12 protein-coding genes are annotated in these 12,564 nt (G+C 75.5%); 7 read left to right on the top strand and 5 right to left on the bottom strand.

Going from position 1 to position 12,564, the window contains the following annotated elements:
• Positions 1-240: 240 nt before the first annotated feature.
• Together HDA43_RS26965 and HDA43_RS26960 are read right to left on the bottom strand one after the other, a co-directional pair.
• Positions 241-2,604 (bottom strand): AAA family ATPase, encoded by a 2,364-nt coding sequence (locus tag HDA43_RS26965; RefSeq protein WP_179826658.1) that lies wholly within the window; start codon positions 2,602-2,604, stop codon positions 241-243.
• Positions 2,605-2,925: 321 nt separating this feature from the next.
• Positions 2,926-4,860, bottom strand: coding sequence for a hypothetical protein (locus HDA43_RS26960; protein WP_179826656.1), 1,935 nt, complete (start codon positions 4,858-4,860; stop codon positions 2,926-2,928).
• A 307-nt stretch (positions 4,861-5,167) separates the two neighbouring features.
• Between HDA43_RS26960 and HDA43_RS26955 the strand changes: the two genes are divergently transcribed.
• The 3 genes from HDA43_RS26955 (at position 5,168) to HDA43_RS26945 (ending at position 8,378) form a co-directional block, all read left to right on the top strand.
• Entirely contained in the window at positions 5,168-6,703 is a 1,536-nt protein-coding gene (locus tag HDA43_RS26955) for an MFS transporter (RefSeq protein ID WP_246424734.1), read from the top strand.
• 155 nt (positions 6,704-6,858) lie between these two features.
• A complete protein-coding gene (locus tag HDA43_RS26950) occupies positions 6,859-7,692 on the top strand; it encodes a DoxX family protein (RefSeq protein WP_179826652.1) in 834 nt (277 codons plus the stop codon).
• Positions 7,693-7,955: 263 nt separating this feature from the next.
• Positions 7,956-8,378 carry a RidA family protein gene (locus tag HDA43_RS26945; RefSeq protein ID WP_179826649.1) on the top strand — a complete coding sequence of 141 codons (423 nt, stop codon included), beginning with the start codon at positions 7,956-7,958 and terminating at the stop codon, positions 8,376-8,378.
• Here HDA43_RS26945 and HDA43_RS26940 read toward each other — a convergent pair.
• Positions 8,375-8,773 (bottom strand): winged helix-turn-helix transcriptional regulator, encoded by a 399-nt coding sequence (locus tag HDA43_RS26940; RefSeq protein ID WP_179826647.1) that lies wholly within the window; start codon positions 8,771-8,773, stop codon positions 8,375-8,377. The genes HDA43_RS26945 and HDA43_RS26940 overlap by 4 nt on opposite strands.
• A 53-nt stretch (positions 8,774-8,826) precedes the next feature.
• On the opposite strand from HDA43_RS26940, the gene HDA43_RS26935 reads away from it, so the two are divergent.
• Positions 8,827-9,600, top strand: a complete 774-nt coding sequence (locus tag HDA43_RS26935; protein WP_179826646.1) for an NADPH-dependent F420 reductase — start codon at positions 8,827-8,829, stop codon at positions 9,598-9,600.
• A gap of 84 nt (positions 9,601-9,684) precedes the next feature.
• A complete protein-coding gene (locus HDA43_RS26930; RefSeq protein ID WP_179826644.1) occupies positions 9,685-10,389 on the top strand; it encodes a flavin reductase family protein in 705 nt (234 codons plus the stop codon).
• A gap of 12 nt (positions 10,390-10,401) precedes the next feature.
• Here the strand turns inward: HDA43_RS26930 and HDA43_RS26925 are convergent, their stop codons facing one another.
• A complete protein-coding gene (locus tag HDA43_RS26925; protein ID WP_179826642.1) occupies positions 10,402-10,662 on the bottom strand; it encodes a metallothionein in 261 nt (86 codons plus the stop codon).
• 124 nt (positions 10,663-10,786) lie between these two features.
• Positions 10,787-10,981 (bottom strand): hypothetical protein, encoded by a 195-nt coding sequence (locus HDA43_RS26920; RefSeq protein WP_179826640.1) that lies wholly within the window; start codon positions 10,979-10,981, stop codon positions 10,787-10,789.
• 163 nt (positions 10,982-11,144) lie between these two features.
• Between HDA43_RS26920 and sigJ the strand changes: the two genes are divergently transcribed.
• On the top strand, positions 11,145-12,011 hold the full coding sequence (sigJ, locus tag HDA43_RS26915) for an RNA polymerase sigma factor SigJ (RefSeq protein ID WP_312873560.1): 867 nt from the start codon (positions 11,145-11,147) through the stop codon (positions 12,009-12,011).
• Positions 12,008-12,472: a carboxymuconolactone decarboxylase family protein gene (locus tag HDA43_RS26910; protein ID WP_179826637.1), complete on the top strand. Its 465-nt coding sequence runs from the start codon at positions 12,008-12,010 to the stop codon at positions 12,470-12,472. Before sigJ ends, HDA43_RS26910 begins: the two co-directional genes overlap by 4 nt.
• Positions 12,473-12,564: the final 92 nt, after the last annotated feature.

Genomic DNA, 12,564 nt, shown 5'->3' with positions numbered 1-12,564 from the left:
TCCGCGCCGTCGGCAGCCATCCTGCTACATAATGCAGCAACACGAACACGCTGCGTGCTCAATCGGGGGTGCGGTCTCGGTCAAGCGCCCACCCGGGTACGGCGAAGCCCCTGGCCGGAGCTTGAAAGACGGGGTCCCGGCGGCCTGTCCGAGGTCCGGGCGGACTGTCCGGGGTCCGGGCCGGCGGAGCCGTGGCTCCGGGACGACCTCCGGAGCGGGCCCCGGGAGGCGGCGCGCGGGTCAGCGGCCGGCGAGCTCGTCGACGGCGGCCCGCAGGTCCGCGCCGGTGATGGTGGTCAGCTCCTCGGCGCTGGCGGTGCCGTCGAGGGCGGCCAGCCGGACGTCACGGCACATCGTGGCGCGCTCGAACAACGAGCGGGCGAACCGGCCGTTGCCCAGGCCGTCGATCAGGCCGTTGTCGCAGACCCAGGTGAAGACCTCCGCCAGGTCCCGGCGGGCGGCCTCGTCGAAACGGTCGCCGGCCCGGCGGGCGAGCAGCTCGGCGATCTCGGCGAGCTCGCCCGGCGCGTAGGAGGGGAACCGCACCCGCTGGTTGAACCGGCTCGCCAGGCCGGGGTTGGTCGCCAGGAAGCGGTCCATCTCGCCCTCGTATCCGGCCAGGATGACCACCAGCCGGTCACGGTCGTCCTCGGCCCGCTTGAGCAGCGTCTGCACGGCCTCCGTGCCGAAGGCGTCGCCCCCGGCGTAGCCCGCGTTGACCAGGCTGTACGCCTCGTCGATGAACAGCACCCCGCCGAGCGCCCGGTCGACCAGCTCGTTCGTCTTGATCGCGGTGGCGCCGAGGTGCTGCCCCACCAGGTCGGCCCGCTGGGCCTCCACCACGTCGGGCTGCGCGAGCAGGCCCAGCGCGGCGAAGATGCGGCCGAGGATGCGGGCCACCGTGGTCTTGCCGGTGCCGGGCGGGCCGGTGAAGACGAAGTGCCGCATCTGCGGCGGGGTCGGCAGGCCGCGCTCCTGGCGCATCCTCGCCACCCTGAGCTGCGCGGTGATCGCGTGCACCTGCTGTTTGACCGGCTCCAGGCCGGCCATCCGGTCCAGGTCGGCGAGCGCCTCCTCCAGGCTGGGGGCCGCCTGGTAGCCGTGGTAGCGGGCGGTCAGCTCGTCGAACGCCTTGGTGACGTCGGCGGAGGTGACGGTGACCAGGTCCTCGGTGGTCGGCGCGCCCCCCGCGCCCACCACGCGCACGTCGCGGGCCTGGGCGGCGGCCTCGACGAGACTGCGGGCGAACCGGGCGTTGCCCAGCTCGTCGACCAGCCCGCGCCGGTGGACGTCCTCGAACCGGGCGAGCAGCGCGGGCACGGCGTCCGCGGCCATCCGGTCGCCGCGTCCCCGCTGCAGCAGCTCGGTGATGCTCAGCAGCTCCTCGGGCGCGTAGCCGGGGAAGTGGATCCGGCTCGCGAACCGGCTGGACAGCCCGGGGTTGGAGGACAGGAAGGCGGCCATCTCCTTCTCGTATCCGGCCAGGATGATGATCAGCCGGTCACGGTCGTCCTCGGCCCGCTTGAGCAGCGTCTGCACGGCCTCGGCGCCGAACCGGTCGGGCTGGCCGTCACCGGAGTTGATGAGGCCGTATGCCTCGTCGATGAACAGCACCCCGCCGAGCGCCCGGTCGACCAGCTCGTTCGTCTTGATCGCGGTGGCGCCGAGGAACTCCCCCACCAGGTCGGCCCGCTGGGCCTCCACCACGTACGGGGTCTCCAGCAGGCCGAAGGCGTAGAAGATCTTCGCGACGGTCCGGGCGACGCTGGTCTTGCCGGTGCCCGGCGGACCGGCGAACACGAAGTGGCGCATCGGCGGCTCGGTCGCGTATCCGGCCTCCCTGCGCAGCCGGGCCGCCTCGATCGAGGCGGCGACGGAGCGCACCTGCTCCTTCACCGGGGCCAGGCCGATCATGGCGTCCAGCTCGCCGAGCGCCTGCTCCACCGAGATCGGCGGCGGCGCGGTACGGCCGGCGGACGCGGCGGCCGGCGGGCCCCCCTCCCGGCCGCGGAGCCGTTCGGCCCGCTCGGCCCGTCCCGGCCGCCCGCGCCCCTCGGCGGCGTCCAGCGCGGCCTTGGCCCGGCGCGCCTGGACGAAGCGGTACACCAGCACCGCGGCGGCCGCGCCGTAGGCGGCCCATACGGCGGCGCCCGGCACGGCCGTCCCCGCGGCGACGGCCACCACCCCGGCCGCGGCCAGGGCCATGAGCGTGGTCAGCCACGGGGGGACCCAGCGGACGACGTGCGCCAGGCCGGCCACGGGCAGGGCCAGCAGCATCATCGCGACCGGGGCCGCGGAGGCGCCGAAGACGGCCTGGAAGATCGGCAGCGTCAGCATCCAGGCGGCCACGACCGCCACGGTGGCGGCGGCGCGGGGGTAGCGCAGGGCCAGCGACACGAAGCCGAGCAGGGCGATCGTCGCGGGCAGCGCGAAGAGGAGCGACCAGCCCATGCCGAGCGCCAGCCCGGCCGCGGCGACCAGGACCGCGACGTGGATCAGCCGCCGCAGCGGAGGGCGGAGGCGGAAGTATCGCATCCGCACCTGCTCGAACGCGTCACGTGCCGCCGCGCGCCCCGCCGGCCGGGCCATGTCGGGTTCCCGCATCACGCCTCCCCGGTTTGCCACCCGGTTATACCGCACCGGACAGGCGTTCGCGCGCGCCTGAGCGTCGCGCCACGCCGCCGCTCGGTCACGACCGGGCGAAGCGGTGGGACCGGATGAACCCCACGATCCGGGCGGCGGCCTCCTGCCCGCCACGCGACACGGCAAACCGGCAGGGGAATGTCACCGCCCGGCAAGCCCGCGCGGACCCGCCCGGCGTTCTCGTACCGAGCCCGTACCGAGCCCGCGCTGAGCCCGTATCGAGCCTGTGCTGAGCCCGCGCTGAGCCCGTACGGCGCGGCCCCGGCGCCCGGGGTCCGGCGTTCAGCCGGCGCGGGCGCGGCCCTGGTGGCGTCCGGGGAACTCGCCGACCGTGACGTGCTCGGGGGTGACGCGCAGCACGCCGGCCTCGGGGTCGCCCACCGCGATGCCGCGCACCTCGACCCAGAACCCGCGTTCCGCGGGGCCGGCGGCGAACACCGCCACCCGGGGATCCCGCTCGGCCGCCTCCCACGCGTCGGCGGCGGCGATCAGGCGCAGCTCGCCGCCCGGCCCGATCGCGCCGACCGCGCCGACCGCGAGCGCGCGCGGCCCGCCGGGGGCGGCGCAGGAGAGCACCACCTCCCGGGCGTGGGTGAAGGCCCGGCGCACGTCGCCGCTGAGGCCGACCGGGGGCCCGGCATCGCCCGGCAGGCGGTCGCCGCGACCGTCGTGCATGATCAGGGACGCCCGCCAGGGGCCCGGCGACCCCTGCCACCACGCCCATGCCGACCGGGCGGCGAACACCGCCGCGAACGCCGCCAGCGCCCCCGCGCCGCACCACCAGGCCAGGTCGTCCGCCCGGCCACGCCCGTACACGGCCAGGAGCGCCGACCCGCCGAGCGCCGCGGACGCGGCGGCCAGCGTGACCGCCGCCGCCACCAGCCACCGGTCGCCGCCGTGCGCCCGGCCGGAAAGGCGCCGACCGCGCGGGCCGCGTGAATCGTGCGGGCCGTGCGGACCGTGCGGATTTCCCGGACTTCGCGGGCTTCGCTGACTTCGCGGGCTTCGCGATCGCCGGGTCCCGCCGTACGCCCAGGCCGGCGCGAGCAGGACCACCGGCGCGACCGCCGCCCACCGCGGCTCCCCGGTGATCCGGGCGGCCACCGCGACGGCGGCGAGCACCGACCACGCCCGGCCCGCCACCAGCCACAGGGTCACGTCGGCGGCACGCCGGGCCGTACGGTCCCCGCCGGCGGCGGCGAACTGGGCCAGGGCGGTGACCGGCCGTCCCCGCCACGCCTCGGCCAGGACGCGCAGCACGAACACGGCGACGCCGTTGAGCAGGACCGTCCCGGCCAGGACGGCCCACGTGCCGTCGAGGTCCCCCGCCGCGGACCGGGAGACGGCCCGCGGCAGGGTGGCGACCGCCGCGACGTAGGCGGCGAGCGCGAGCGGGGTCACCGACACGGACGCCGCGAGCCACACGTCCCGGGCGAGCATGCCGGGGACGTAGGGCCAGAGCCTGACGCGGCGGGCCTGCCGGAGGGTGATCGCCACGACGGCCGCGAGCACCGCCCCGCCGCCGATCTCCGCCCAGGTGGTCAGGCCGGTCGCGAAGGCCGTGACGGCCGCCGCGACGAGCGCCGCGGCCAGCAGCAGGCGGGTCTGCCTGGCCCACGACTCCAGGGCCCGTCTCGCCCGCCCGGTCTCGCGCGGATCCACCGGCCACGCCGGGTCGTGGTGGTCCCTGGGACTCTCCCAGCGCAGCAGCGCGAGTCCCAGGCCGACCCTCGCCCCGGCGTGCCCGTCCAGCAGGCGCAGCGCCTCCCGGTAGGCGCCCTCGGCGGCGCGGTGCTCGCCGCGCAGCAGCGCGAGGTCGCCGGCGAGGACGTGGGGGTCGGGCTCCTGCGGCGCGTAGCGCACGGCCCGCGCCGCCTGCGCCCGCGACTCCCGCCAGCGGCCGGGCACGTGCCGCAGGGCCGCGCCCAGCCGCAGCCGCGCCGCCCAGGACCCCGGGGCCAGCCGTACGGCCTCCTCCGCGGCCGCGACGGCCTCGGCGGAGCGGCCGAGCCGTTCGAACGCGAGGCTGGCCAGGCGGTAGCCCCACCCGGCCGCGTGCTCGGCGCCCGGGTCGTGGTCCACCGCCCGGCGGGCGGCCTCCAGCGCGTCCTCGGGCCGGTCCTCGGCCAGCCGGCGCGCGGCCAGGGCGCACCACTCGCGCGGGTCGCCGGGGTCCGTCGACAGGGGGGTTCCGTTCTCCGCGGATCTCGTTCTCACCGGCCGCGGCCCCCGGGGGGCCGGGGGGCGTCACGTGTCTCGCCGGGCTCGCCGCGGGTCCCGCGCTCATCGGCCACGATGGCCATGATCTGCGCGGAGACGGCGTTTGCCTAGACGGCGGCCACATGCCTGTATCTCTCTAGAGAGGTCGCGCGCGCCGGCCCGCCCCACGCCGGCCGGCGGCGCCGCCGTGGGCATGCCGTCGTGGACCGATACCCCGATGCCGACTCAATCAGTGCCCGACTTCGCCTAAGCTGCGTCGCATGTTCGTCCAGGCCGGCAAGACCCCCCGCCGCCGATGAGCGCCATGAGGGTCGCGGTGGCGCCCTCGCGGCGCGAGGGGGATCGGCGGGGCGAGACGAGCCGCTGGTCGGTCCTCGCCCTCCTCTGTTTCAGTCTGCTGCTGATCGCGGTGGACGCCACCGTCCTGCACATCGCGGTCCCGGCGCTGACCGCCGCGCTGGAGCCCAGCTCGGTGGAACTGCTGTGGATCATCGACGCCTACTCGCTGGTGGTCGCGCCGCTGCTGCTGACCTTCGGCACGCTCGGCGACCGCCACGGGCGCAAGCGCCTGGTGCTCGCCGGTTACCTGGTCTTCGGCGTCGCCTCGGCCGCGGCCGCCTTCGCGCCGACCCCACTCGCCCTCATCTCCGCGCGGGTGCTCCTGGGCGTCGGCGGCGCCATGATCATGCCTGCCACGCTGTCCATCATCCGGCAGGTCTTCACCGACCGGAGGGAGCGCGCGCTCGCGCTGGGCGTGTGGAGCGCGGTCGCGGCGGCCGGGGCCGCGGTGGGGCCGGTCATCGGCGGCCTGCTCGTCGAGCACTTCTGGTGGGGCGCCGTCTTCCTGATCAACGTGCCGATCCTGCTGGTGCTGCTGCCCGCCGCCGCCAGGCTGCTGCCCGAGTGCCGCCCGCGCGACCCGAAGCCGTGGGACGCGCCCAGCGCGCTGCTTTCGGTGCTGGGCATCCTCGCGCTGGCCTTCGGGCTGAAGGAGGCGGGCTCCGGCCACCCGGCCGGGATCGCGGCGTTCGTCTGCGGGGCCGGGCTGCTGGTCTGGTTCGTGCGCCGGCAGCGGAGGCTGCCCTTCCCTCTGCTCGACCTCGAACTGTTCCGGCGGCGGGCCTTCTCCGTCGGCGTGGCCGCGGTGCTGCTGACCGTCTTCGCCCTGGTGGGCCTGGAGCTGATGCTCGCCCAGTACCTCCAGCTCGTGCTCGGCGACAGCCCGCTCGGAGCCGCGGTCCGCATGCTGCCGCTGATGGTCGCCGCCATCTCCGGCGGGCTGGCCGGCGCGCGGCTGCTGCGCTGGTTCGGGCTGCGCGCCACGATGAGCGGCGGGCTCACGCTGACCACCCTGTCGCTGATACCCCCGCTCACCTGGGGTACCGAGGGCCACCCGCTGGTCCTCGCGCTCTGCTTCGTCGGGATCGGCTTCGGCATCCAGGTCACCCTGCTGGCCGCCTCCGACACGATCATGTCGTCCGCCCCCGAGGAGCGCGCCGGCGGGGCCGCGGCGATCGAGGAGACGGCCTACGAACTGGGCGCCGGCCTGGGCGTGGCGATCCTCGGCACGGTCACCACCCTCGTCTACGCGCCCTCGCTGGCCCAGATCTCGGGCGTCTCGCCCGCCCTGATGGACGAGGCCCGCCAGTCGCTCGCCGCCGCCGCGCACGTGGCGCGGGAGGTCGGCGGCGACACCGGTACGGCGCTGCTGGACGCCGCCCGCGTCGCCTTCGTCTCCGGCCTGCACACCACGATCCTGGTGAGCCTGCTCCTGCTGGCCGGCACCGCCGCGGCCGTGGCGCTGCTGGTGCCGCGCGACCGGCGGGACGACGCGGACTGAACCGGCCCGGGGCCGGGACCACCGGACTGGTCAAGGTGCTCGAGCCGGGCCCCGGGGGACGGGAGGCGCTTTCCCGGCCGCGCGCCGGGCGTTTGAGAAACCCGCTCGCGGTCAGCTATGGGCAGGAACGCGGAATCTCCCCAGAATGAGGAACCGTGCGACAAACCCTCCGCGATCTCGCCGCCCTGGCCGCCAGGCTGGGAGTGGGCGGGATCTTCTTCGCGAACGGCTGGCACAAGCTGGAGGCGGGCCTGACCGCCACCAATGACCAGTTCACGTCCCTGGGAGCGCCCGCGCCCGGGATCTGGGCCGCCGCGACGATGCTGATCGAGCTCGTCGGCGGGGTGCTCCTGGTGGCCGGGCTGGCGGTGCCGGCCTGCGGGCTGGTGCTGTTCGCCGAGGCCGCCGCGGTGTTCGCCGTGACCACCGGCGAGCACGGCCTGCCGCTGACCGGCGGGGACGTCAGCCTGGTGGTCGCGCTCGGCGCCGCCTCCGTCCTCCTCGCGGTCGTCGGCGCGGGCCGCCTGTCGGTCGACCACCTGCTGGTGATGAGGCGGCGGGAGGCCGAGGCCGCCCAGGACTTCGCCGCCGAGGCGGAGGCCGACGACGTCATCGCGGCGCTGCGCGAGCCGGAGTCCGCCCGGGATACCGGGACCGCCGGAACCGCCGGGGCCGCGGGCCCCATGGGTTCCGCTGGTCCTGCGAATTCCTCGGGTCCTGCGGGTTCCGCGGGAGCTGGAGGCGCCGACCGGGGGGCGCCCGGCGGGGACACCGCGGAGCTCCCCGCCCGGCCGCGGGCGCACCCGTACGGCGGCCCGCGGGACACCGGGGAGGCGGGAGAGACCGCCGACGGGGACGCGCCCGGACCGCGGAGCGCCCCGGGCGACACCGCGGATCCGCGTGACGTCCCGGACGGCGGACCCGCGGGCCCGGCCGGGAGCCACGACGACGTCCTGGTGGCCCGACGGGACGAGCCCCGGAGAGACTGAGCTGCCCTTCCGCCGCGACCGCGGGAAGGGCGCGGCGATCGACGCCGCGCGGGACACCTGGGCGGCGTGGGAGGACGCGGCGGACGAGGCGTTCCGGACGGGGGGTTCCGGACAGGTGCTCGGGCGGGAATTCGGCCGGGATGATTCGGGCGGCATGGGAGGATGCGGCGGATGGCGTCGCGCGGAGACCTCGGGCGGCGCTCGCCGTACCCGGAGGTTCGCCGCACGGCGGCGCCCGCCGTACCAGGACGCGAGGAGAGCCGATGATCCGCCGCTGGAACCCCGACGTCGTGGCCGCCCCGGCCGGCCGCTACAGCCACCTGGCCACGGTGCCCGAGGGCCACGAGCTGGTGATGATCTCCGGGCAGCTCGGCGTGCTGCCGGACGGCACCCTCGCGGGCCCGGACGCGGAGTCCCAGGCGCGGCAGGTCTACGCCAACATCGAGCTGCTGCTCGAATCGATCGGCGCGACGCCGGCGCACCTGGTGAAGGTGTTCACGATGGTCGCGGGGACCGAGCACCTGCCGGGCTGCCGGGCGGCGATGGGCGAGGCGTTCGGCAGGTGGTTCCCGGACGGCGACTGGCCGGCCCAGTCGCTGGCGGTGGTCGCGGCCCTGGCCGCCCCCGAGCTGGCGGTCGAGGTGGAGGCCATGGCCGCCGTCCCGCGCGCCGCCGGACGCGGCTAGCGGAGACCCGCGCCGGGCCGGGGACGGGGGCCGCCGGGACGCTCGCGGGTGGGGGCCTCGGCCCGGTCCTGTGCGGCGAGGACGTCGTCGCCGTGCTCGAACGCCCACTCCCCGAACGCCCCGATCAGCGGCACCAGGCTGTGCCCCAGGCCGGTCAGGCCGTACTCGACCCGCGGGGGCGCCTCCGGGTAGGCCCGCCGTTCGACGAGGCCGTTGTGCTCCAGCCTGCGGAGCGTCTCGGTGAGCACCTTCGGGCTGATCCCGCCGATCTCCTCGCGCAGCTCCCCCGGCCTGCGCGGACCGAAGCGCAGTGCCCACAGCACGACGGCGTTCCAGGTGTTGCCGATCAGGTCGAAGGCGAGCCGTGCGCGGCAGTCGGCGAGGAACACGTCCACGTCCCCGATTATGGCGTCCCGTCGCACACCGAACGGTGCCTTACGGCCTCCCTATGTTCGTTCCCACCGGCCCGCGGCGCGGAGCCGGACCGGACGGCACGCGGACCGGATCACGCCCGGTCTCCGAGCCCGGCCATGACGACAGGGGAGGACGGATGCGCATCGGCATCCTGGGGGCGGGCAACATGGCCGACGCCCTCGGCACGCACTGGGCCCGCGCGGGTCACGAGCTCATGGTGAGCGGCCGGGACGCGGCGAAGGCCGCGACCCTGGCGGAGCGCCTCGGACCGGCCGCCCGCGCGGGCACCTGGGCCGAGGCCGCCGGGTTCGGGGAGACGGTGCTGCTGGCCGTACGCGCGGAGGCGGTGCCCGACGTCCTCGCGGCGGCCGGCGCGGCGGACGGGGCGCTGCGCGGGCGCGTGCTGATCGACTGCACCAACTCCGTGGTTCCCGGGAAATTCGTCCTCGCCACGGAAGGCGGCCCCTCGATGGCGCGGCGCGTCGCGGAGATCGCCGTCGGCGCCCGTGTCGTCAAGGCGTTCAACCTGTGCCACGAGGACGTCTGGCGGATGACGCCGCCCGTCTTCGACGGCGAACGGCTGGCCGTCCCGCTGTGCGGGGACGACCCCGGAGCGCTCGCGACAGTGCGTTCCCTGGTCGAGGACCTGGGCTGCGCGGCCGTCGAGGGCGGCGGGCTGGACCGCGCCGGGCTGCTGGAGGCGACGATGGCGTTCATGGTCGGCCTGTGGTTCCGCGGCGCGGACGCCCGGGCGGTCCTGCCGCCGGCGCGGTACGCGTTCGGCGACCCCGCCGCGACCGCCCGCTGATCAGGACCGGTGCGGGACGAGGCAGGGCGGCGCGGGCGGAACCGTTCGGAACGCGCCGAAACGTTCCGTTCCTACGGTCGGACCATGAACAGCGCGACCCATGACGAGCCGCTCGTCCGCCCGCACCACCCCCACGTGGTGATCACTCCGAACATCCTGTACTTCGGCACCCCCGTGGTCCTGCTCTCCACCGAGAACGAGGACGGGACGTTCAACCTCACGCCGATGTCCTCGGCGTGGGCACTGGGCTCGACGGTGGTGCTGGGCCTGGGCGCCGATGGACAGGGCGCGTGCAACCTCGCCGTCCGCCCCGACGTCGTGATCAGCCTCCCCTCACCGGAGCAGTGGCGGGCCGTGGAACGTCTGGCGCCGCTGACCGGGCGCGACCCGATCCCCGCCCGGAAGCGAGACGCGTTCCGGTTCGAGCCGGACAAGTTCGGCGCCGCGGGGCTGTGCCCCGAACCCTCCGAGCTGGTCCGCCCGCCGCGCGTGGCCGGCTGCCCGCTCCAGCTGGAGGCCCGGGCGACGAGCGTACGGCCGGACACCGCCGGGCGGTTCCTCATCATCGAGACCGAGGTGCTCCGGGTGCACGCCGCCCCGCACATCGTGATCCCCGGGACCCAGCACGTCGATCCCACCGCCTGGAGCCCGTTGATCTACAACTTCCGGCACTACCACGGCCTCGGGCCCGAACTGGGCCACAGCTTCCGCTCCGAGACGCTGCACCCACGCCCGGGGGAGCCGGCTCCGGGCGCCGGGGAGGACTCCCGTCCGCGCCCGGCGCCGTAGCCGACCGGCGGTCTACCGGCCGCGCTGCTGGGCCGGGACCCCGACCCGGTCCACGATCGCCTCCGCGCCCTCCTGCCGGGCGCAGTTCGCGCAGCAGTACCAGCGCCCGTCGGCCTCCACCCCGTGCCCGACGATCCGCACGCCGCAGTGCTCGCAGACCGGAGCCATGCTGCTGATCGCGCACTCGAAGCTGTCGAAGACGTGCACGGCCCCCTGGGCGTGCACCTCGAAGCACATGTCGTAGTCGTTGTCGCAGACCTCACACCGAGCCATGTCTCCCCCCGAAAACCGGCGTCATCGCCGTGGGTCTACCCGCCCGGGGGCGGCCTCAGACGAAGCCGGTCGAACATTGACCCGCCCCCGCGGGGCTCCGTCCCGTGCCCGGGCGGGACCGGGGTCAGGCGGAGGCCGGCATTCCGGGGGCGGCCGCGGGCCGCGTGCGGAAGACGATGACCGGGCCGGCGGGCTCGGGATGGCAGACGGAGCAGCCCGGGTCGCTGCAGGCCACGGGGCACGTGCCCCGGCCGCACCAGTGCTCGGAAACGGTCTCGCAGGCCGCGGCGTGGACGGGAGTGGGCTCGATGACGTTCACTTCACCCCCGCCCCTTTCACGTCTCCGTCATGGTAAGTCAACACACGCCGCGTAAGAGGGCGCAATCACCATCTTCCCCGGGCCTTCCGGCCCTCCCGGGGGCTCCGGCGGCGGCGCCGCCCGGTGGATGTCACACACTCGGAGGGTGTCCCGTCCTCCATGTGTGAAGACCAATGAAGATCTCGCCGCCGAGTTCGCCGCCATCCGGCCCCGCCTGGTGGGCGTGGCCTACGGCCTGCTCGGCAGCATCGACGAGGCCGAGGACGTGGTGCAGGACGCCTGGTTCCGGCTGGGCCGCGTCGGTCGCGCGGAGATCCGGGACGTCACGGGCTGGCTGGTGGTCACGGTCTCCCGGCTCGCGCTGGACGTGCTGCGCTCGGCGCGGGTGCGCCGGGAGGAGTACGTCGGGCCGTGGCTGCCCGAGCCGGTGGTGGACGGGGGCGACCCTGCCGACCGGGTGACGCTGGACGAGTCGATGAGCATGGCGATGCTCGTCGTGCTGGAGTCGCTCAGCCCGGCCGAGCGCACCGCGTTCGTGCTGCACGACGTGTTCGGGCTGCCGTTCGACGAGGTGGGCCGGGCCGTGGGCCGCTCACCGGCCGCCTGCCGCCAGCTCGCCGCCCGGGCCCGCCGGCACGTCGCGGCGCGGGCGCCCCGGTTCGAGGTGGACGCCGCCGAGCACCGCAGGGTGGTCGAGGCGTTCGCCCGGGCCGGCGCCGGAGACGACATCGGCGCGCTGATGGAGCTGCTCGACCCCGACGTGGTGCTGCGCAGCGACGGGGGCGGCCTGGTCACCGCGGCCAGGCGGCCCGTCCGCGGCGCCGACCGGGTGGCCCGTTTCCTGCTCGGGGTCACCAGGCGGTACGGGTCCTCCCACGGGTTCGCGCCGGTCATGGTCAACGGCTGGCCGGGGCTGCTGCGGTCCCGGCGGGACGCGACGCCCGCCGTCTACGCGCTGAACACGGCCGGCGGCCGGATCACCGAGATCTACATCGTGATGAACCCGGAGAAACTAAGGAGCATTCCATGAAGGAACGGATGAACGTCGCCGAGCTGGCCCCCGAGGGCTACGAGGCCATGCGGGGCCTGGAGAAGTACCTCCACCGCAGCGGCCTGTCGAAGACCACGCTGGAGCTGGTGAAGCTGCGGGCCAGCCAGATCAACGGCTGCGGCTTCTGCGTGGACATGCACAGCCATGAGGCCAAGAAGGCCGGCGAGAGCGACGAGCGGCTGTTCTCGGTGGTCGCCTGGCGGGAGGCGCCGTACTACACCGACGCCGAGCGGGCGGCGCTGGCCCTGACCGAGGAGGCCACCCGGCTCAGCGACCGACCGGAGGCGGTGCCGGACCACGTGTGGGAGGAGGCGGCCCGGCACTTCGAGCCGCCGCTCCTGGCCTCGCTCGTGGTGGCGATCGCGACGATCAACGCCTGGAACCGGATCTGCGTCACCACACGTAAGATCGCGGGTTCTCTCCGCCACCAAACCGGTTGATCCGGAGGGGATGACGGGGCTAGGTTGGCTCGCACGGGCTTTCCGTGCGAGCCGGCCTTTTACGCGGGCCCGCGAAGGGGAATGCCGGGTGA

The organism is Streptosporangium sandarakinum (genome assembly GCF_013409935.1).
Taxonomy (GTDB): Bacteria; Actinomycetota; Actinomycetes; order Streptosporangiales; family Streptosporangiaceae; genus Streptosporangium; species Streptosporangium nondiastaticum.
This window is presented reverse-complemented; position numbering and strand designations above follow the sequence as displayed.